The sequence below is a fragment of the Vibrio sp. CJQ_6 genome (assembly GCF_043106745.1).
Lineage (GTDB): Bacteria > Pseudomonadota > Gammaproteobacteria > Enterobacterales > Vibrionaceae > Vibrio > Vibrio furnissii.
Map to the genome: position 1 here is coordinate 476,082 of NZ_JBICMV010000012.1, position 21,207 is coordinate 497,288.

The following is a 21,207-nucleotide window of genomic DNA, read 5'->3' on the forward strand; positions in this document are numbered from 1 at the left end:
TGTTGTGTTGCCATTGAAAAAATAAGAGCCAGCGTTGCTGGCTCTTTTGCGTTTAATGCGGCAGCAGCATCAGGCCGCTTGGCAGGGCATCACCAAATACGCGCTTCGATTCGCTTTCCGTTAATTCGGCGACTTCTGCCACCAAAGTGACCCAAGAATCCGGCACTTTACTCTGCTTAAGTTTATCGAGAACTTGAGTACGCAAATCGTCCGAAATATCCAACGCGCGGTCACCCGTTTTACGGCAAATCATCACTGCGGCAAACGCGATCATCGGCTCTTTCGCCCAATTCTCAGTCATCAGTTTTGGCAGCCATTGTTGAACTTGTTCGCGAGGGATCACGTTGTGCGCGCTGCCATAGAGCGGCGTGCGAGCGGCAAGGCGACCAACGGCCCACCAGTGCGCTTGCTCAAACTGGTTTTGGTGAATCGCTTTGCTGATGAACCAACTGGTCAGCAACACTTTATCTTCCACATCCAGATGTTCCAATGATGCGGCCAAACGCACCATGGCTTCGTACCCTTTGTCTTGCGCTTCTTTCACCGATTTCGGGTTCCGTGATGCGCCCGGGTGCAGGTACTTGGCGATGTCTGCCAGAATGGCTTCTTGCTGCTCTTGGTTCAATCCGCCCGCCACACGGCGCCAGAAAACCCACCAGTCCGTCCAACCTTGATGATTTTGGAACTGAATCCCTTGTTGGTAAAGGGGCCATATTTGCTCAATGCGCCAACTGTCGGTGGCATCACCAAAGCCCGGGCGCAGTGTATAGCCCGCGAGGCGCAGCCAGTTTTTCTCGTGTTGTTCTGAGCGGCGACGACGTTTGCGTCCTTGAGCAAAGCAATCAAATAGGCTGCGTAGCGTTAAAAAGTCCCATTCGTCGCGTTTACCCAACAATTTGTCGAGATCTTTGCTCAGCGTTTTGACCGCGCCGGCTTCCGCGCTCGCTTTGTTGCCACTGTAGGTTTTGATGATGAGCTCTTTCGCCTGCTCTAAACGCGGATCGGTTTTGTGTTCCGCTGCATTGTCGTCGCTTGATGAGCGGGCATCGTGGCGAACTTCAAATTCCATCAGCCAGCGTTTGCGTTCGTCGTCTACGGAGACACATTCGATTTTTAGCGTGCCCACTTCGGTTAACTGGCAAGCCAGCTGCACTTCGACGCGTTGCTTTTGGTTGGCGTGCAACTGCACCGAATCATCGCCTTGCAGTGTGGTGATGTATGGCGGCAGCGGCTGAAATTTGTCAGCATCGATGTCAACCAACACCCCATTTTGCACCGCGATATGATCGGTAAGCGAATCGTGGGTCGAGGTTAGTAAGTTAAAGCGAACCGGCTCGCCCAATGTGAGCGAAAAGCGGCGACTGGTGAGGCGAATTTCTTGGCCTTCTTCCGTGCCTTTCGCTAGCAGACATAGGGCTTTGCCCATGCGATTCTTTTCTTGCAGATGCAGGAAGTAGGAACGGGCAGCGCCACCGCCAATTTTAAGTTGCGCGCCTCGGCGCGCTTTACCAAAGGCCACGGCGCCAAGTGCGACCGACCAATCTGGATGTGGGTTATCGAGCTGAGTGACCGCGTCACCGCGCCAATGTTCGAGTAGCGACAACATGCGATCGGTGATGAGGTCGCTGTTGAATACGCCACCGTTGAGCAAGATGCCGACCGGGATCGCAGGCTGGCTTGAATCTTCCAATTGCAGTGCGGCGTGCGAGACCTGTTGGTGCTGAGTCAAAAACTCCGCCACGTGTTTACTGACGGCAGGATCGGCGACATAGGGCAGGCCAAATTCTACCACTGCGCTGCGGCGTTGATCGGGCAATTGATCGAAATCGGAAATCGGGAAAAAGCCATCCAAGGCGATTTGGTGGACTTCTTCTTTACTGAGGTGAATGCTTTTCGTACTGCCCAGCAGTTTAGAGCCACTGCCCAGCATGGTGATTTTCACCGTCTCTGGGGCATGAGCCGACAACAAATTCTCTTTGGCTTGGCGCGTTTGCTGAATCAGCTTGGTTAAGCCGGACGCTGTCAGCTTCTTGCCCTGATTGAAACGTGATTCGGCTAAATGCGCTAAGGCGAGATCGAGGTTATCACCACCGAGCATTAAGTGTTCGCCAACCCCGATACGATTCAACGCCAATTGATCGTGTTCGAATTTGGCTTCAATTAAGCTCAGGTCGGTGGTTCCGCCGCCAACATCGCACACCAAAATCAGTGGCAAGTTAGCCAGTTGTTCGGCGGCGGTTGCTTTGTGGCGAGCGTACCAGTCGTAACACACCGCTTGCGGCTCTTCGAGCAGCACAATGCGGCTCAAGCCCGCGAGACGTGCGGCTTCTAAGGTGAGCTTACGCGCGGTTTCATCAAACGAAGCCGGTACGGTGACCACCACGTCTTGATCTTCCAGTCGGTTGCCCGGATGGCGATAGTTCCATGCCTGGCGAATGTGATTGAGATAGCTGGCGCTGGCAATCACTGGCGAGACTTTCTCGACATCAGCAGCACCGGCCCAAGGCAAAATCGGCTGTTCGCGATCCACGCCTTGATGGGAGAGCCAGCTTTTGGCACTGGAGACTTGGCGACCTTCGACTTTTGCGCCTAAATCGCGTGCCCATTGGCCGACGATCACTTGGGGCAGATCGCCTGCAACGGGTTGAGGTTCCCAAGGTAATGTGAGATCGCTGTCGGCAATTTGGCCAACTGCAGGATGGTAACGGAAAGAGGGCAGGAGTGGTTTGCGAACCACTTCACCCGGACCAATCAATTGGTCGATGGGAAACAGCTCAACCGGAGCGTTTTCGAGATCATCGCTCAGTTCACAGAATGCAACGACGGTGTTGGTCGTTCCTAAATCGATCCCGACCAGAAAGCGCGGTGTTGTCATAGGTAACCTCGATTTCAAGATAGAGGAACGGCACCCCGAAAGGTGCCGTTTTACTTAGTGATGGTGTTCTTGAGCCGGCTGCTCTTGATTGCCTTCTCGCACATCGAACTCCACGTGCCATTTTTGGCCGTTATCCGAGGCGATGGCTTCAAGATACAAGGTGCCTAATTCAGTGACGCGCGACGCCAGCGTGACCGGCACCACCTCACCTTCGCGGCGACCTTCGGAAACTGGGAGCGTGACCTGAATTTCTGGCAGCTCTTCCAATTCGTCTGGTGCCCAGTAATCAAGGTGCGTTCCCGCAACATCATCGCGGCGAACGGTTGATCCAAAGAACTGGAAGTGCACCGGCTGGCCAATGACCAACCCAAATTCTTGGCTAGGAACATTCACGCTAGAACCTTCTTCCATCCCAAACGGTGCCACACACAAGGCTTCCATTGGCGGTGCCATGCCCGGAATGGCAGGCATCGCGCTCTCGATGCCCACGTAGTACGCCGAGGCAATCCCGCCGCGAATGCGCACGCCTTGACCACGACGAACGGAGCCGTAATAGGCCGCGCCGCTGGCCACTGCGAGATCTAAATCCAAACCGGTCAGGCGTTTTGCCACCGGGCTGTCTGCGCTGGTCAGCCATTGGTTAATGGTGCTAAACAGGCGATTCGCCAGCAGATCAGATTTCAGCACGCCACCGTTAAACAAAATCGCAGTTGGCTTGATAAATTCAATACTTGGTGCCGGCATGCCCGGAATTCCAGCCATGTTAAATGGTGCGGCATCCGCTTGACCTTGCGCGTTGGCTTGTTTAGCCAAGAAGGCAGCAATGTGGCGGGTGATGCCTGCATCTTGTGCATAAGGCAGGCCCATTTGTGTCAGGGCGCCGCGTGGTTTTTGAACGGGGTGTTCTGTGATGGCCACTTGTGGGAAGAAACCGTCAACCAAAGTTTGCTGCACTTCTTGCTTGGTCAGCTCTGTTTTCAGTGTGGCGCCCAGCAGTTTAGAACCGCGGCTTGGCACCACGATCGGCACGGATTGCAGTTCAGCATCACTGAGCAGCGCTTCTTTGGCATCACGACAGGCGTGCGTCATGGCTTGAACTTGCCAAGGTTGCAGCTCTTTGCCTTCTTGCGCCAGTTTCATCTTCAAACGGTACGCCAGTGCCAAATCCATGTTGTCGCCGCCCAGCAGGATGTGTTCGCCCACCGCAATACGATTGAGCGTGAGATTGCCGTCGTCTTCAGTGACTTCCACCAGCGATAAATCGGTGGTGCCGCCGCCGATATCGACGACCAGTACAACATCACCCACGTTGACTTCGTTTCGCCATTCGTCGTTGCTGTTGTCGATCCAGCTATACAGCGCGGCTTGCGGCTCTTCGAGCAGCGTTAGGTGGGTAAAGCCTACGTTACGGGCGGCTTCTGCGGTGAGATCGCGCGCAGCAGGGTCAAACGATGCCGGAACGGTAATCGTCACCTCTTGATCCGCCAGCGGGTGCTGCGGATGGGCGTGATTCCACGCATCTTTCAAATGGTCCAGATACAATTCCGTCGCGCGCAGGGGTGAAACCTTCGCGACATCTTCCGGGCTGCCTTGTGGCAAGAATGCATCGCGGCGGTTGACACCACCGTGGCACAGCCAAGATTTTGCACTCGCTACCAAACGAATGGGTGTTTTGGCGCCTAAGTTACGTGCAATAGCACCAACCAGCGCTTTAGGCTCGTCGGTCCAAGGCAGGCGACGAGAGCCTGCAGACATTTCATGTTCGTGGGGCTGATACAAAAATGAGCCCAATTGCATACGGTCTTCAACCGTACCGGGCGCAGTCATTTGTGGAATGGCCATCACTTCAACGCGGGCGTCTTCGGTTTGCGTGTCAACGAATGACAGCACGCAGTGGGTGGTACCTAAGTCGATACCAACGCTGTATTTCGCGGCAGTATCTGAGTGTTCAGTGTGAGACATATTTTGGTCCATTACAGCTCGACCTCAGCAGGGGCGATAATAGAAGCATCGTAGTTTTCAGCCAGTTTAGGCAGCGTCATGGATTCAGCTTTCCAACCTTTGTGGATCAGCGTGCCCGTAAACGGCGCATGGCCCGTCACGTTGCCTGTCAGGCGAACTTCTTGAGGGTTAAACCCTTCGGCGATGGTAATGCGAGATTCTTCGTCTTCGCTACGAACTGGTGTTAGCGCCACGTACTCTTTCAGCACTTTTTGGCCGCCAGAGTGAATGACACGTGCCGCGGCGCCCACTTCTTCATCGGAGAAACTGGTGACGTCTTCTTTCAGGAAGTCGATCAGGCGAGCTTCTTGTTGGAATAGGGAAAGCAGTTGCATCGCCGAATCGGTAGAAGCAGTCGCCAGTTTCGATTCAACTTCCACCACTTTCTCGATGACTTTTTCTACTTCAACCACTTTTTCCACTTCGACGATTTTCTCGACCGGCTTTTCGACTTCGACGATTTTTTCAACCGGCTTTTCGATAACTTTTTCGATGACTTTTGATTTGCGTGAGACCGCAAGGATCAGCAAAAGGACGCTGGATGCAGCTAAACCGGCATGAAGCATATCGAAGGTCGTTGGAATCATTTGTAAATCGAAGTTCATGATGAAATCTCTGTAGATGTAGGAAGGCAACGAATGGATGTAAAATCCGCTGCACCGAATAGTCAGAATTTAGCAAAAAATAAGGGCGAATATTACCATATTCAAGGGATAAGGCTTGTAGAAATGGCAGATTCTCACTTTGTTATGGGTCTGATAGTCGAACTTTTAAGCAGAAAATACAAATGTAGGAAAAGTCCTACTGATTTAAGGGGTGTAGGGTGTCAGACGGGCGTGATAATTTTTATGTATTTTGAGTCATATCAATTCTTTGTATAAAGGGTGATTGACGTGCCAGATTGTAAAGGGTAAACACACACTATATCCCGACAAGTTTAGATTTTTATGCCGAAACGTTTCAAAAGCTTTGTGCCAGTGAGCATTACTTGCATTGCGTTAATGTTCACCATCGCGATTGTTTCTGCCGCGCACATTGTTCAGCAACGCTACACGCGAACCCTGTTTGAAAATTTGGCTGACCGACAGGTTCAGTCGTTACAGCAGTATCTCAACAGTGATATTCATTTCATTGGTTCCGGAGCGAATTTCTTTCACAGCATCAGCCCGATGAACTGGAGCCGGTTTCGTATCTACGCCAGTGATTTGCTTAAAGGTTCAAACAGCTTGATTGGCCTGCAATGGTTGCAGCGCATCGACGTCAAAAATATCCCCACTTATGAATACAAAATGGCCAGGCGCTACCCCGGTTTTTCGATTTATACCGTGCGGGAGGGCGGCCAAATCGAAAAGGGGTATCAACTCAACGGTCAGCCGATTTTTGCGGTTTCTGACATTGTTCCGCGCACGCCAACCAACATTCAGCTGTTGGGATTTTATTCATCGCGTGACCGTTTTGCCCACGTCTTAGACTACTTTTCGAGTTCCACCCATCCCTACGTGTCGGACAAAATCCGTTTGTTGCAAGATGGCCGCGATGATTCCATCAGTAAAGATGGATTGCTGATCTACCACCCAGTGTTTAACCAATATCGTCACCATTTGCTGGGCGTGATGGTCGGTGTGATTCGCCTCTCGGCCTATTTTGATGACATGATGTTGAAAACGGCGGTGGAGCACCAAATGGCGATGCGTGTTGTCGATACGGGGTTTGACTCGGAAGATGATCCGGTGCTGTATCAAAGCGATCGTTGGGACGCTGCACAAGGGCTGGAAGTGAGCCGCAAAGTGGAATTACCCAATCGTGAATGGCTGGTGGATTTTCGCTTATCGGTACCGTTGACGCAAAACGATCAGTGGGTGCTCATCGGCTTGGGCGCTGGTGGCACCATTATCTCGTTGCTGCTGGGCTTTGTGAGCTACCTGCTGATGCGCGAGAAAGAGACATTGAATCTCAAATTGGAAGAGCGCACCAAAGAGCTGCGCTTTATGGTCGAGCACGACAGCTTGACCGGTATTTTCAACCGCCGCGCATTTAATCGCATTTTGGATGTCTACATGCGTGATGATAAGGTTTTCACGCTGGTCAGTTTTGATATTGATAATTTTAAGTCGATCAACGATCGCTACAGCCACCTTGCGGGTGATCAAATCTTGGTTGCGGTGACCAAAACCATCGAAAAAGTGCTCGAAGGCAATGATATTTTTGTGCGCACGGGCGGGGATGAATTTTCTATACTGTGTCATGTCACCGAACGTGAACCCTTGATGCGCTATTTGGAGAAGATTCGACGCACCGTTGAGCAGAGTCAGTTCGATACAGGTTACCAACTGATTTCGGTCTCGCTCAGTATCGGTGCGGCGGTGAATCATGGCTATTCTGAGCAAGAATTACTGCAGCGCGCGGATACCATGCTGTACGAAAGTAAAGCAAAAGGACGAAATCAGGTCTCAATTGCTGACTAAAGTACCGATTGGACGTCGAGTTTTGCCAAAGAGTTGGGTAACATAGCGCGCTTTGAGTTTTTCGACAGAGGACTGGATTTGGCAATGAACTATAACCGGGTCGTGTGCTTCGATTTGGAAATGTGCTGTTGGAATGAAAACGGAGTGGGCACCATCGGTGAGATCATTGAAGTCGGTCTGGCTGAAATCGATCTGACGGCGGGCGAAATCGTCAAGCGCGCTCAGTATTACGTGAAACCGGAACACGATGAAGTGTCGCTGTTCTGCGTCGAACTGACGGGGATCACACCGCGGAAGATTGAAAAACAGGGTCGCCCATTGGCTGCCGTGATTCAATCGATGGTGAAAAACTTCGGTGGTTCGCAAAAGATTTATGCGTCGTGGGGACGCGATGATCAGATCCTGATGAAAGAGTGTCAGGCCAAAGGCATCGACATGCCTTTTAAAGAGTTTATTAACTTGGCGACTTTGTATCGCATTCAGCATCGTCTGAAAGATAAACGGATTGGTCACCGAGCGGCGCAAGAAGCCAAAGGCATCGAGTGGGAAGGTCGTCAGCACTCCGGTTATGTGGATGCTTACAACCTCGCGAAATTGGCGCTGACGATGCTGTAACCGCGTGGTCAAACTGCGGTCATCTCGCCGTCATACTCGGCATGTATGCTTTCCTTCAGCAAATCGGGAAATGATGCTAACAACGTCGCGGCAAACAGTCATAAAAATAACCCATCAAAAAAAGCGCAGTGATCACTGCGCTTTTTCTTTGCCTCAAATTTGTAACCTCAACCGCGTCGTGATTGTATTCAACTGACTTCATTCAGCTGACTTTATTCAGTTGACTTTATTCAGGGGGGGCTTGAAACTGAAATTGGGGCTATCTTTTAGCGGGTAGGCGAAGAGAGCCGTGCGGCATTATTTGCCGTTGGTCACCATCAATTTGGCACGAATAAACTGGCTGTGATCCACATACAAGAGTTCAGCGGCTTTGCGAATCACCGCATCTTCCAATGGGTCGATTTCACCATCGGCATGCGCCACCTCCCACATCGCTTTGATCAGTTCAAAGCGCGTTTCCTGAGTGAGTTCACGCAGTTGGGAGGTGAAATCATACAGTGACGCCGAACGGCGAATCTGTTCATCCGCGCTGTCGATCAGGGCATTGGCTTCTTGCGCTTCTAAACCTAACAAGCGTTGCAGTAGCGTCAGTTTGGCCTGCTGCTCTTTGTCATCAATTTGATGATCCGCGCCTGCGACTTCACTGAGCAAGCATGCGATCGCGAGATTCGGGCTCTGCTTCTGTTGACTCAGATCTTGCCCGTCGAGCAATTGTTTAAACAGTGAGGTAATCGCATTGAACATAGTGATGCCTTTTCAAAAAAATCGTTGGTTTAAGTATAGATGGCGACGCGCGAGGTATTTCACAACCCAAACGGACTAATCGGCCCCGTGGGCACGTTGTTGCGTCGGCGCAAATGTAATGCGCCGCCCGTCACTGGTGAGGATCGCCACCGTGCTCGGTTTGCCACTCTTATCTAGTTTGAGTTCACCAATCGCCGCACAGTTCACTAATCGTTTCAATTTTTCTGAGCTGGGCGCGCGTTTACGGATCTTTAACCGCTTGCGTTTGGTGAGCCAGTTTAAGGGCGAGCCAGGGCTGTAGAGCAGGCGGTCCATGGTGTCGCAAAAAGAGAGCAGGGGCTCAGGAAACTGATTTTTGATGCCGCTGCACGTGATCTGAAAAATATTGGGGCTCGATTTTCTGGAGCGCAGTTGAATGTCGTAGGCAAACGAATAGTGCACATCGCCCGACAAAATGACGTAGTTGGATGGCGTTTTGGTGTGCGTAAAAATACTCACCAGCGTGTTGGCACTGCCGGGATGTGCCATCCAGTTTTCGGCATCAATCACCAAAGGTTTACCCAGCCAAGTCATCATGCGTTGCAACGCTTCGATGAATTTGACCCCAAACATTGGCGCGGCAGACACAATGATCACTTTGTCTTCGTTCATCAACGCGTGCTGAAATTCCATCATCGCTTCCCAATCCATCAAGCCTGACGGTTTGTTCATGCGCGACTCTGAGCGCCAGCGCCGCGTGCGTGTGTCTAGCACCACCATCTTGGGGGACGTGTCGGTGGTGTAGTGCCATTGTTCAAACGGATATAAATGCGATATCCACGCATCCTGTGTGGCGGCATCGGGCGCGTGGCAATAATCTTTGGCGAGTTGATGAAATGTATCGTCGAAGCTGTTGGGTTCGTTGCCCCAGCCTTGAAACAGCCAATAGCTGATCAGCGCATTCCCAATAATGCGTTTGGAAAACGCATTGCTATAGGCGGCTTGTTCCCATCCCACCGTGAGGTTCCAATCGTCGGTGACATCGTGATCGTCAAAGATCATGTACGTGGGTAAGTGAGCCAGCAGGCGCTGTACTTGGCTGAGTCCTTGAGCAAACACGCGAATGTTTTGCAGCTCGCTTTGCCATTCCGAGCGTTTTTCGGGCGGAATGCGATGGGTTGTGTTGGCCAGTTGCAGTGTATCGCTGTCATCAAAGTGGATGTCTTGCCACAATGCGGGTGACCACATCAGCAGATACATGGCAAAGAATTCAGCCAATGAAATCAGATGATTGTCATTGTCGGTAGAACTAAATATCGGTGTGGGTTTGCGTGGCAACAGGCGATCAAACATGCGCTGTTCACCAATGGTGTGGGGCAGCAGTTGGTCACGGCCATAAAAACAGTATGCATGCTGAGACAAAGCCTCGCTGTTGGCGACGGGCGATTGCTCAAACGTTTCGCCATAAAGCCCCAAACGTTCAATCACGCTATGAATGGCGAACAATGTTGGCCCAGCCACATGGTCGGCGTAAATTTGATCGCCGCTCATCATCAATAGGTCGGGGCGCTCGGTGGCCGGCAAACGTGCGATGTGTTCATCGGCTGTCACCAACGCATCTTGCGCAACATGGTGTGGATTCCGACATGAGCCATGCAACACGTGATCAGCCTTGCCGGTCAGCCACAACGAGAAACGAGTTTCATCCTTGTACCGCAACTCAGGATGGCGTTCACTGAGCGCGCCGTATTGCGTCACCAGTTCGTACTGGTAAAGCGTTTCTAAGGGGAAATCGTGTTTTATGTGAACGAGCGTCACCCAAGCGCGCTCGCCAATGGGGTAACTCTGCGCCTCAGACAAGGGATAACTCAGCAAAGGGGACGCGGCATCGGAGGCAAACAGTTCCAACTGACCTTGCGGTGCTTCGGACGTGGCAAACCAAATCACCAACGCTTTGGCAGAGCTCTTTCTGACGATGGGCCCGGCCAGCAAAAATGGCAGTGAGGTGGTTTGATAGTGCGTCAAAATGGCTCCCTAGTTGTCCTCTTCCAGCGTGCCCAGCATTTCAATGAATTCCGAGCTGGTGCGTTCGTGCGCAACCACTAACAAGGTTAATAATGCCTCAGCTTTGGCTCGCGTTGCGCAATCATCTTGTAAAATCTGCGTCACCTGTTGACGAATCAGGTCGATTTCATGCTCTACAAAACCGCGACCTTCTTCGTCGCCGGCGTCTTCTTCTGGCGCATTGTCGAACTCGAGAAACAGCAGCTTGTCGTCGAGCTGCGCAGCGACCAATTGTTCAGGCAACCACGCTTCGCCCATCACGACATCGGGGTCGCAATCATCAGGCAATGAATTTAAAAGTGCTTTGAGTTCGGATGCTTTCACAGTTCTGTCAATTAAAGAGGTGTATGTGTGTTATTTTAGCGGCCAATTCGATTGAAAACTAAGAGTTCTTTTGGTTGATTGCTCAATAAATGAGTGATCAATCCGGACCATAAGCAGAAAGTATGAACAAAAACAGGTTTTGGATACGTTTTGGTGGCGCGGCCCTCACTTTATTCACCTCTTGCCACGTCGCGGCTGAAAGCGAGCAGCAGTGGGGAATTGCAGCCGTGTATCGTGTGGCTTCGATCCCGTTTGATACGCCATCGAACGATCAGTCGGTCTCCACATTTGTGCCGATGATGTTTTTTGAAAATGAACATGTGTTTGTTCGCGGGTTGGAAGGCGGCGTGTTTCTGCATCGTTTTGATGATGATCGTCTTGAACTCAACGCGCTATCGCGCATGCGCTTTATCGATGTGCCAGCCAGTTATCAAAATGCAATGGAAGGCGACACCGCGGACTTTGGTGGTCAGTTGAAGTACCACATTGATGATCGCTGGTCGGTCGATACTGAACTGATGACCGATTCGGAGTTACGTTTTCACGCCAACTTGCGCCTGAATGGTTATTATGAACTTGATGATTGGGAATTCCGCCCGTCACTGACGCTGCGCTACAAAGATGCTGATTTTAACAGTGCCTATTTCGCGTTTGCTGAGTCGTCGAGTGAGAATATTGGCGCTGGTGTTGATGCCAAATTGGGGATCGGAACGCGTTATCACGTGGTGTCGAATTTGTACTTGCTGGGCGAAATCAGCGCGACGCGTCTGGATGACAACGCCTACCACAGCGATGCGGTGAATGAGCGTTATCAAGGTGAAGTGTATTTTGGTTTTGGCTTCTTTAACGACAAATCCAAGCCGCTGCGTTCGTCACTTAATAACAAACGCTATCTGCGCATCGCGCACGGCTGGGGCACCACCTCAAACATTGGTGAGATTTTCAGTTTCAACCGCGAAAACGATCCCAATAATAACCAGATGACATCGGTGTTCTACGGCCATCCATTAACGGATGAGTTGTTTGGATTACCGCTGGACATTTACTTTACGCCGGGTTTGGTGCACCACTGGCACTCGGATGTGCAAACCAGCAGCACGGAATATGTTGCCGCCATCAAAGCGTATTACACCTTTGATTGGCCGACACAGTGGCGTTTTGGTGTGGCGGAAGGGATGTCGTACATCGACCACATCACCTACATCGAAAAGACAGAAATGGATCGCAAGGGCTACACCGCCAGTCACTTGCTTAACTACCTCGACTTCTCGTTTGATGTCAACGTGGGTGACCTGTTCAATCAACCGACGTGGAAGCAAGTGTGGTTGGGGTATTCGCTACATCACCGTTCGGCAATTTTCGAGAAATCGTCACAATATGGACGCATTAAAGGCGGCAGCAACTACAACACCGTCTACGTGCAGTTTACTTTCTAGCGCAGCGCCACCTTCGGGTGGCGTTTTTCGTGCAGTGATATGCACTTTGAGCCGATTGAATATCAACGCAATGCGCTGTTTTCGGCGGCCAGACTGGCGAGCATTTCGTCTTCAGGTCGGGTGCATGGAACGACGACGCGCTTTTGGAGCCGCCAACGCAAGATAAAAAAAAGCAGCTCTTTTAAGGAGCTGCAAAGGCTTAGGACTTTTATTTAGGACAAATAGGAGAAGTCATTCCGTTCGCTTCCCCGGTTCAAAAGGGCGCTTCGCACCCTTAAGAATTACAGCGCAATGGCTTCTAGTTGCGATTTGGCAGACTCGATGCCTTTTGCGGCAGGCTCTTCACCCATGTTCAGCGCTTCAGCGTAAACAAATTCAACATCTGTGATGCCCACGAAACCCAGAATGGTTTTGAGGTAAGGCGCCACGTTATCTGTTGCAGCATCTTTGTGGATACCACCACGCGTGGTGATCACCACTGCTTTTTTCCCTTCGATCAGGCCTTTTACGCCCGCTTCAGTGTATTTGAAGGTGACGCCCGCACGTGCAATCAAATCGAACCAGTTTTTCAACTGCGTTGGAATGGTGAAGTTGTACATAGGTGCTGCGATAACCAGCGTATCTGCTGCTTTGATTTCAGTAATCAGGGTGTCAGACAGTGCGACAACTTTTTGTTGATCTTCAGAAAGATCTTCAGTGGCACGCAGCGCAGTCGCGACAGAAAAGTCCAGAACTGGCAGGGGATCAGCCGCCAAATCGCGCACGTTCAGTTCGTCTTGGTTGAACTTAGTCAGATAGGCATCAAGCAGTTTGCTTGATTGAGAATAGTCACCCAGGATGCTTGATTTAAGAGCGAGTACACGAGACATATAATGTTCCTTTACTGTGGTTATCACGTCGATGGGGTCATATTAGTGAGAGCCAGCGCACAAGATAAGTAGGCAGATTTGCTGAACTCATTCAAAAAAATCGAACAAGTGCAAATTCCTCCGCAGCGTCAAGACTGTGATACAATCCGCGCAGTTTTGTTGATTAAAAAGAATAGGAAATGCTTTGACTCAGTCACAGCCCCAAAAAGAAAAGTCAGCGGTTGCGAAAGCAAACAGCGCGGAATCGCTGAAGAAGGCACTGAAACAGTGTCTGATTAAAGACCGTTTTCGTTTTAACAAGCGAATCAGTGGCGCTAGCAAAATCAAAAATGAACAAGCGCGCCATGCTGTGTTTGACGAAATCGCCCTTGAGATTGCGCAGTCTATGATGACCGTGGAGCAGCGCATGGCTCAGAAAATCAAAATCGACTATCCCGATCTGCTGCCCGTTAGCCAAAAGCGTGACGACATCGCTAAAGCGATTCAAGCGCACCAAGTGGTGATTGTGGCGGGGGAAACGGGGTCGGGTAAAACCACGCAGCTCCCTAAAATTTGTGCCGAGCTTGGGCGCGGTAAGTTTGGCTTGATTGGTCATACTCAGCCCCGTCGTCTGGCGGCTCGTTCGGTCGCCAACCGCATTGCGGATGAGATGGAAACTGAACTCGGCGGCTTTGTCGGTTATAAGGTGCGTTTTAACGACCAAATTTCAGATCAAACTCAAATCAAACTGATGACCGACGGTATTTTGCTGGCGGAGATTCAACACGACCGTTATCTCAATCAATACGACACCATCATTATCGATGAAGCACACGAGCGCAGCCTTAACATCGATTTCATTTTGGGTTATCTGAAAGAGCTGTTGCCGCGTCGTCCGGATCTGAAAATTATCATCACCTCCGCGACCATCGACCCTGAGCGCTTTTCAAATCATTTTAATGGCGCGCCGATCATTGAAGTGTCGGGCCGGACTTACCCCGTGGAAACGCGTTATCGCCCGCTGGCAGGTGAAGATGAGAGCGATCACGACCAGCTCGAAGGTATCTTCGAGGCGGTGGATGAACTGTGTGATGAAGGATTGGGCGACATTCTGATCTTCATGAACGGTGAACGTGAAATTCGTGACACGGCGGACGCGCTGGCTAAGCGCAAGTTGCGTGACACGGAAATTGTGCCGCTGTACGCCCGTTTGTCGGCCGGAGAGCAGAATAAGATTTTCCAACCCCACGCGGGCCGACGCATTGTTCTGGCTACCAACGTGGCGGAAACGTCGCTGACCGTGCCGGGCATTAAATACGTGATTGACCCGGGTACAGCGCGGATTAGCCGTTACAGCTACCGCACCAAGGTGCAACGTCTGCCGATTGAACCGATTTCACAAGCAAGTGCCAACCAGCGTAAAGGTCGCTGTGGCCGTGTGGAAGAGGGGATCTGTATTCGTTTGTACTCTGAGGACGATTTCCTCTCGCGCCCAGAGTTTACCGATCCTGAAATTCTGCGCACCAACTTGGCCTCGGTTATTTTGCAAATGACCGCGTTGGGTTTAGGTGACATTGAAGCGTTCCCGTTTGTGGAAGCACCGGACAAACGCAACATTCAAGATGGTGTGCGCTTGCTGGAAGAGTTGGGTGCCATTAATGCCGATGCCAGCGATCCGAAGAAACGCTTAACCGAAGTGGGCCGCAAGTTGGCTCGTTTGCCGATTGACCCACGTTTGGCGCGAATGGTGTTGGAAGCGCCGCGTTATGGCTGTTTAAAAGAAGTGATGGTGATTGCCGCAGGGTTGTCGATTCAGGATCCGCGTGAGCGCCCGAGCGACAAACAACAATCGTCGGATGACAAACATCGCCGTTTCTTCGATGAAGAGTCCGATTTCCTCACGTTGGTGAACGTGTGGAATTACGTCAAAGAGCAGCAAAAAGCACTGAGCAGCAACCAGTTCCGCCGCCAGTGTAAACAAGATTACCTCAACTATCTGCGCATTCGTGAGTGGCAAGATGTGTATTTCCAATTGCATCAGTCGATGCGAGAGATGGAATACAAGCTGAACGATGAACCGGGCAGTTACCAAGCCGTACACAGTGCGATTTTGGTTGGTCTGCTGTCGCATATTGGGGCGAAGGATCAGGAGAAAAACGACTATCACGGCGCTCGCAATGCGCGCTTTAACATCTTCCCTGCGTCTGGTTTGTTTAAGAAACAGCCGAAGTGGGTGATGGCCGCAGAACTGGTAGAAACCTCGAAGTTGTGGGCGCGTATGGTGGCGAAGATTCAACCGGAATGGATTGAGCCGCTTGCCAAACACCTAATCAAACGCAGTTACAGTGAGCCGCATTGGTCGAAAAAACGTGCGGCGGTGATGGCGTACGAAAAAGTGATGTTGTACGGCGTGCCAATTGTGCCGAAACGTTTGGTGAACTACGGCAACATTGATGCGACGCTCAGCCGCGAGATTTTCATTCGCAGCGCGCTGGTGGAAGGGGAATGGGAAACCAAACACGCATTCTTCAAACAAAACCGCGCACTGTTGCAAGAAGTGGAAGAGCTGGAACACAAATCTCGTCGCCGCGATATTCTGGTGGACGACGACGAGCTATTCCACTTCTACGATCAACGAGTCGGCACCGACGTGGTTTCAGGCCGTCATTTTGACAGCTGGTGGAAAGGGGCAAGCAAAGCCAATCCAGAACTGCTGAACTTTGAAAAAGAGATGCTGTTTAAGGGCGATGCCAGCCACATCACGGATTTGGATTACCCGAACTTTTGGTATCAAAATGGCATTAAGCTCAAGCTGAGTTATCAGTTTGAACCGGGGGATGATAGTGACGGTGTCACAGTTCATCTGCCGCTGCCGATTCTCAACCAGATTGAACCGCAAGGTTTTGATTGGCAGATCCCCGGTCTGCGCCATGAGCTGGTGGTCAGCCTGATCAAGTCATTGCCCAAAACGCTGCGCAAAAACTTTGTCCCAGCGCCGAACTATGCCGATGCCTTCCTTGCTCGAGTGAAGCCGATGGAAGCGCCGCTGTTGGATGCACTGGAAAAAGAGCTGCGCCGCATGACGGGCGTGGAAGTGCTGCGTGATGATTGGAAATGGGAACAAGTACCAGATCATTTGAAAGTGACGTTCCGTGCGGTGGATCATCGCAACCGCAAGCTGAACGAAAACAAAGATCTGCACGCGCTCAAAGAGAGCCTGAAAGAGAAAGTTCAGGAAACGTTGTCAAAAGTGGCCGATGACGACATCGAACAGAAAGATTTGCACACATGGTCGTTTGGCGAACTGCCGCGTGTTTACCAGCAAAAACGGGGTGGCTTTGAAGTCAAAGCGTTCCCGGCGTTGGTGGATAACAAAGATAGTGTGGAAATCAAACTGTTTGAGACTGAGCAAGAGCAAAACAATGCGATGCGTGAAGGTCAGCGCCGCTTAATTCTGCTCAATGTGCCGTCGCCTATTAAGTACTTGCACAGCAATTTGCCGAATAAGTCGAAACTAGGATTGTATTTCAACCCGTACGGCAAAGTGATGGATCTGATTGATGACTGCATTGCGTGTGGCATCGATAAGCTGATTGAGCAGCATGGCGGTATGGCGTGGGAACCAGAAGCGTTTGAAGCGCTAAAAGAGTTCGTGCGCGCAGAATTGGGAGATACGGTGGTGGATATTGCCAAGCAAGTGGAAACCATCCTCACGACCGCCTATAACATTAACAAACGCTTAAAAGGGAAAATCGACTTCACCATGGCGTTTGCGCTTTCCGACATTAAAGCGCAAATCGAAGGGCTTATCTTTAAAGGATTCGCCACGGAGTGTGGTTGGAAACGTCTGCCGGACATTCTGCGTTACATGAAGGCCATTGAACGCCGCATGGAAAAACTGCCGATTGACCCGAATAAAGACCGTTTACACATGTTGAAGATTGAATCGGTCGCGAAAGATTATCAAGAGCTGCTGAACAAGATTCCGAAAGGCATGGTTGTACCGGAGAACGTGAAAGAGATCCGCTGGATGCTGGAAGAGTTGCGCGTCAGCTTTTTCGCGCAGCAGTTGGGCACACCGTATCCGGTATCCGATAAGCGCGTGAAGAACGCGATTGATGCCTGTTAACCACTGACCCGGGTTTTTGACACCAAGCCGGGTACAGGAATTGCATAGCTTATCAATATCACTATAATTTGGCGCAACATGGCAATGAATGGCCGCAGGGAGCATTGCCTCATAACGATGAGAAGGTTAAACATGAAAAAGACTTTACTGGCACTGGCTTTGATCGGTGTATCTTCAACAGCGCTGGCTGATTCTTGGATCTACGGTGGTGCCTCGATTGGTCAAGCGGACTACAAAGGTGACACCAGCACGTCTTACACAGTTCACGCAGGGACTGGCATTCTGCCATTCATCGGTGTGGAAGCGGGTTACACCGATTTTGGTGATTTCAGCGACAATGGTACAGACATCTCTGCATCCACCGTTTACTTTGCGTTGAAACCAAGCATCGATTTTGGCCCACTGCATGTGTATGCACGCGGCGGTCTGCATTCATGGAAAACAGAAGTGAATGGCAACAAAGATGACGACATCGATATCATGTACGGTATCGGCGCAGAATACTTCATCATGGGTCCATTCTCTGTGGGCGCAAGCTACCACAAATACGATCTGGATAAAGACAGCATCGACACGTTCAGCCTGAACGCAACGTTCCACTTCCTCTAAGTCGACGTTAAACCGCCATTGAAAAACCAGCCGAACGGCTGGTTTTTTTGTTTTCTACTCTTAAACACACGGTCTGTGGCCGTGGTTTTTACGCCTCATTTTGCAACTTTCTACTCACATCCTTCGAAATTTCGCGATTTTATCGGCCTGAATTGTTCGATCTAAGTCTCACTTCTCTCGCTAAAACGTATTTCCTCAATAGCGTTGGTGTCGTGCCATTTTGTAATAAACATCAATTAAAACAACCAAGTGCACTATGTGCACATTTGAGTCGTTTCTGATTGAGGAAAACTTAGCCCTTCATATACTCGCTAGTAACAAAATAAAAACATCTATAACAAGTTTAAAAATAAATATTCACATTAATTGTGTGGTTATTAAAAACTTTCCCTTGTGGCAACACCGAATACTTTGCACACAAGGGTGTCCCTACGTGAACGAACTTGGAGTAATGAAAGTGACTGTATCCATTACTAAAACGACGGACGCTCGTACGAACATAGACACTGATGTCATGATCGTGGGCGCTGGTCCGGTCGGTTTGATGATTGCTAACTATCTGGGTGGGCAAGGCGTCAACGTTACGGTTGTTGAAAAACTGCCGACCCTGATCGATTACCCCCGTGCGATTGGCCTTGACGATGAAAGCCTGCGCGCTTTCCAAGCGATTGATCTCGCAAACGAGGTCTTGCCGTATACCACACCCCTACACGCCATGCGTTTCCTGACTCCGAAAGGTCGCTGTTTTGCCGATATTCAGCCCATGACCGACGAGTTTGGTTGGCCGCGTCGTAACGCGTTTATCCAGCCGATGGCGGACAAAGCCCTGTATGACGGCCTCGACCGTTTTTCGAATGTGCAAGTGCTGTTCTCACGCGAAATGACGGAATTTGGTCAGGACTCAGAAAAAGTATGGGCAACCCTCACCAATGAGCAGGGAGAAACTGAGCAGATCATGGCACGTTACATGGTGGCGTGTGATGGCGGGAACAGTTTGGTTCGCCGCTCGCTCAACATCTCATTTGATGGCGAAACTGCGCCAAACCAATGGATCGTGATGGACCTGAAAAATGATCCATTAGGCACCCCAAACATCTACATGTGCTGCGATGCAGAACGTCCTTACGTGTCGGCTGCACTACCACAAGGCATTCGCCGATTTGAATTTATGGTGATGCCGGGTGAAACCGAAGAAGAGCTGAGCAAACCAGAGAACATGGAGCGCCTGCTGCGCAAAGTGTTGCCTTCTACGGAGAACGTCGAGTTCATTCGCCAGCGCGTTTACACACACAACGCACGTCTGGCGGGCAAGTTCCGCGAACATCGCATCCTGCTTGCCGGTGATGCCGCGCACATCATGCCGGTTTGGCAAGGTCAAGGCTATAACTCGGGCATGCGTGATGCTAACAACCTGGCATGGAAACTGGCGTTGGTTGTGCAAGGTTTGGCGGATCCGCAACTGCTGGACACGTACCAACAAGAGCGTCGTGACCACGCAAAAGCGATGATTGATTTGTCAGTGACTGCTGGTCATGTGCTCGCGCCACCTAAAAAATGGCAAGCGACGCTGCGCGATGGCGTGTCTTGGCTGCTGAATTACTTGCCGCCAATCAAACGTTATTTCCTTGAAATGCGTTTCAAACCGATGCCGAAATATGACCACGGTGTGGTGGTGGAAGCCACGCCTGCGCTGAAATCGTCGCCGGTTGGCAAATTGTTCATTCAACCGTCGGTGCGCGTGGGTGACGACATCGTCAAATTGGATGATGTGATTGGTCAACGTTTTGCCATCGTGAGTTGGGGCACAGACCCAATGCAAGGCCTCAGCGAGAGCGAAATCAAGCATTGGCAACATCTCGGCACGCAGTTTATTCAGGTGGTTCCTTCGGTGCAATTGAAAGGCGATCTGAAATGCCACCCGGATGTGGTGTGCATTGGTGATGAGACGGGCGCACTGAAAGAGTGGTTTGGCCGTTATCCTGCATCGGTTGCGTTGCTTCGACCAGACCGTTTCGTCGCAGGCATCGCGATTCCGCAAACCTTGCAGAACTTGTGTCAGCAGGTCCGTCATAAGTTGTTCGCACTTACCGTCTTGGAGCCGGTGTCTTCGACCTCGTCTAGCAAAAAGGTAGCGTGATATGGCCTCAGTATATATGCATTGTTTGTCACATAGCCCCTTGGTGGGCTATGTCGACCCAGAACAGAGTGTCTTGGATGAAGTGAACGGCGTGATTCAACAAGCGCGCCAGCGAATCGAAGCGTTTGATCCGGAGTTGATCATTTTATTCTCTCCCGACCATTACAACGGCTTCTTCTACGACATCATGCCTTCATTTTGTATCGGCATGGCGGCGCATGCCATCGGTGATTTCGGAACGCTGGCCGGGCCACTCAATGTGCCAAAAGCGCTTGCCGAAGAGTGCGCCACTTATGTGCTTTCGAAAGGTGTAGACGCTGCAGTGTCTTACACCATGCAAGTAGACCACGGTTTTGCGCAGCCGCTGGAGTTTCTGATTGGCGACTTAGACAGCATTCCCGTCATTCCTGTGTTTGTGAATGGCGTTGCCAAGCCGTTGCCCAGCTTTCAACGGGCGCGTCTGCTGGGTGAAGCCATCGGCGAATTTGCTGCCAACCTCAACAAACGCGTGTTGATCCTCGCATCCGGCGGTTTGTCGCATCAGCCGCCAGTGCCTGAATTGGCGACGGCCAACGAGCACATGGCGGATCGCTTAAAAGGCAGTGGCCGTGAGCTGCCAGACAACGAACGTCATGCGCGTACTCAACGCGTGGTCGATGCCGCGGTGGATTTCGTGCAAGACCAAACCACGCTGCATCCACTCAATCCTGAATGGGATCAGTCTTTCATGACCGATCTAGCCAATGGCGACATTCAGAAACTCGATGCCATGAATAACCAAGATCTGTCTGACATTGCGGGCAAATCGACCCACGAAGTGAAAACTTGGGTGGCAGCTTTTGCCGCCATGTCAGCCTTTGGACCTTATCAAACAGAAGGGCGCTATTACCGGGAAATTCCCGAATGGATCGCCGGTTTCGGCTCGATCAGCGCAACCGCTGCCAAGCATTAAAACCATAAAGCTTTATAACAAGGAGTAAC

Annotated in this window: 14 protein-coding genes; 7 read left to right on the top strand and 7 right to left on the bottom strand. The window is 51.0% G+C overall.

Annotated features, from left to right (window positions below; translation table 11 throughout):
• Positions 1 to 52: 52 nt before the first annotated feature.
• From ACF8PK_RS09240 to ACF8PK_RS09250, 3 genes are read right to left on the bottom strand one after another with little or no spacing between them, the layout of a single operon-like run.
• Positions 53 to 2,875 carry an Hsp70 family protein gene (locus ACF8PK_RS09240; RefSeq protein ID WP_392440908.1) on the bottom strand — a complete coding sequence of 941 codons (2,823 nt, stop codon included), beginning with the start codon at positions 2,873 to 2,875 and terminating at the stop codon, positions 53 to 55.
• A 54-nt stretch (positions 2,876 to 2,929) separates the two neighbouring features.
• The gene (locus ACF8PK_RS09245; RefSeq protein WP_392440910.1) at positions 2,930 to 4,837 is read right to left on the bottom strand and encodes an Hsp70 family protein; all 1,908 of its coding nucleotides are present in this window, start codon (positions 4,835 to 4,837) and stop codon (positions 2,930 to 2,932) included.
• A gap of 11 nt (positions 4,838 to 4,848) precedes the next feature.
• Entirely contained in the window at positions 4,849 to 5,481 is a 633-nt protein-coding gene (locus ACF8PK_RS09250) for a DUF2760 domain-containing protein (RefSeq protein WP_004726060.1), read from the bottom strand.
• Between the two features lie 342 nt (positions 5,482 to 5,823).
• Here ACF8PK_RS09250 and ACF8PK_RS09255 point away from each other — a divergent pair, with 342 nt between their 5' ends.
• Together ACF8PK_RS09255 and ACF8PK_RS09260 are read left to right on the top strand one after the other, a co-directional pair.
• Complete coding sequence (locus ACF8PK_RS09255) at positions 5,824 to 7,341, top strand: diguanylate cyclase (RefSeq protein ID WP_392440912.1); 1,518 nt, start codon at positions 5,824 to 5,826, stop codon at positions 7,339 to 7,341.
• An 84-nt stretch (positions 7,342 to 7,425) separates the two neighbouring features.
• Positions 7,426 to 7,956, top strand: a complete 531-nt coding sequence (locus tag ACF8PK_RS09260) for a 3'-5' exonuclease (RefSeq protein WP_038151184.1) — start codon at positions 7,426 to 7,428, stop codon at positions 7,954 to 7,956.
• Between the two features lie 297 nt (positions 7,957 to 8,253).
• Here the strand turns inward: ACF8PK_RS09260 and ACF8PK_RS09265 are convergent, their stop codons facing one another.
• The 3 genes from ACF8PK_RS09265 to ACF8PK_RS09275 all read right to left on the bottom strand — a co-directional run bounded on the left by ACF8PK_RS09265 (position 8,254) and on the right by ACF8PK_RS09275 (position 11,067).
• Positions 8,254 to 8,700: a TerB family tellurite resistance protein gene (locus tag ACF8PK_RS09265; protein WP_004726057.1), complete on the bottom strand. Its 447-nt coding sequence runs from the start codon at positions 8,698 to 8,700 to the stop codon at positions 8,254 to 8,256.
• A gap of 75 nt (positions 8,701 to 8,775) precedes the next feature.
• Positions 8,776 to 10,704 (bottom strand): alkaline phosphatase D family protein, encoded by a 1,929-nt coding sequence (locus tag ACF8PK_RS09270; RefSeq protein WP_392440917.1) that lies wholly within the window; start codon positions 10,702 to 10,704, stop codon positions 8,776 to 8,778.
• Between the two features lie 9 nt (positions 10,705 to 10,713).
• On the bottom strand, positions 10,714 to 11,067 hold the full coding sequence (locus ACF8PK_RS09275) for a hypothetical protein (RefSeq protein WP_004726055.1): 354 nt from the start codon (positions 11,065 to 11,067) through the stop codon (positions 10,714 to 10,716).
• Between the two features lie 122 nt (positions 11,068 to 11,189).
• On the opposite strand from ACF8PK_RS09275, the gene ACF8PK_RS09280 reads away from it, so the two are divergent.
• Positions 11,190 to 12,503: a MipA/OmpV family protein gene (locus ACF8PK_RS09280; protein WP_392440919.1), complete on the top strand. Its 1,314-nt coding sequence runs from the start codon at positions 11,190 to 11,192 to the stop codon at positions 12,501 to 12,503.
• A 281-nt stretch (positions 12,504 to 12,784) separates the two neighbouring features.
• Here the strand turns inward: ACF8PK_RS09280 and ACF8PK_RS09285 are convergent, their stop codons facing one another.
• The gene (locus ACF8PK_RS09285; protein ID WP_392440922.1) at positions 12,785 to 13,372 is read right to left on the bottom strand and encodes an FMN-dependent NADH-azoreductase; all 588 of its coding nucleotides are present in this window, start codon (positions 13,370 to 13,372) and stop codon (positions 12,785 to 12,787) included.
• Positions 13,373 to 13,556: 184 nt separating this feature from the next.
• Between ACF8PK_RS09285 and hrpA the strand changes: the two genes are divergently transcribed.
• From hrpA to mhpB, 4 genes are all read left to right on the top strand, one after another.
• Entirely contained in the window at positions 13,557 to 17,480 is a 3,924-nt protein-coding gene (gene hrpA, locus ACF8PK_RS09290; RefSeq protein ID WP_158140808.1) for an ATP-dependent RNA helicase HrpA, read from the top strand.
• 132 nt (positions 17,481 to 17,612) lie between these two features.
• Positions 17,613 to 18,089: a porin family protein gene (locus tag ACF8PK_RS09295; RefSeq protein ID WP_004726051.1), complete on the top strand. Its 477-nt coding sequence runs from the start codon at positions 17,613 to 17,615 to the stop codon at positions 18,087 to 18,089.
• Between the two features lie 451 nt (positions 18,090 to 18,540).
• Entirely contained in the window at positions 18,541 to 20,226 is a 1,686-nt protein-coding gene (locus ACF8PK_RS09300; RefSeq protein WP_392440926.1) for a bifunctional 3-(3-hydroxy-phenyl)propionate/3-hydroxycinnamic acid hydroxylase, read from the top strand.
• A gap of 1 nt (position 20,227) precedes the next feature.
• Entirely contained in the window at positions 20,228 to 21,178 is a 951-nt protein-coding gene (gene mhpB, locus ACF8PK_RS09305; protein ID WP_014205132.1) for a 3-carboxyethylcatechol 2,3-dioxygenase, read from the top strand.
• Positions 21,179 to 21,207 lie beyond the last annotated feature (29 nt).